The following is a 593-nucleotide window of genomic DNA, read 5'->3' as shown; positions in this document are numbered from 1 at the left end:
TTTTTCTACCATTTGTCAAGCAATTCAATGTTTTTCAGTCAAAGAATTGATGATTGATTTGATTTTAATAGTTTATCCTAGCCCTTTTTGGCTCTTTTGATTGGAAAAAGAGTACACAAAATCAACACCATACCTAGCGAAATTTTTTGTAAGGTGTTACAATGATAGAGCATAGACGGCTTTAATAATTTTGGGTTAAAGTGTAATCGTAAAGTTTGTTATGCGTAATGAGGTAATACATTGTCTTTATGAGGCGATGCATTGAGGCAATCGTATGAGGCTTAGTTGAAGTCGTCTGCGATTGTCTTTTTCGTTTCTCATAAAAGTCCGCAATATGATAGGGCTTGGTATGACTGACCGAAGCAATGTTGTGAATGGTCTTGAAGAGAATCTTTCTGGCATGAGGATTGCCCCGTTTGGTGATGTGTTCTTAAGCCAGAAAGTTTCCAGATTCGTAGTGTCTGAGATCAATTCCAATAAAGGCGTTGATTTGATTGGCAGACTGAAAACGGCGAATATCTCCTAATTCGCCTATGATAGAGGTGGCTGTTGTTTCAGCGATACCAGGGATGGAGAGGAGAATCTCGTACTCT

1 pseudogene is annotated in these 593 nt (G+C 38.4%); it reads right to left on the bottom strand.

What is annotated here, in order from left to right:
- Positions 1-181: 181 nt before the first annotated feature.
- Positions 182-593, bottom strand: a pseudogene (locus IYQ91_RS09910) (transposase); the annotation flags it as partial.

The organism is Streptococcus sp. HF-2466 (assembly GCF_015594645.1).
Classification (GTDB): Bacteria; Bacillota; Bacilli; order Lactobacillales; family Streptococcaceae; genus Streptococcus; species Streptococcus anginosus.
Note: the sequence above shows the minus strand (reverse complement) of the source record. Positions and strands in the feature narration are given on the sequence as shown.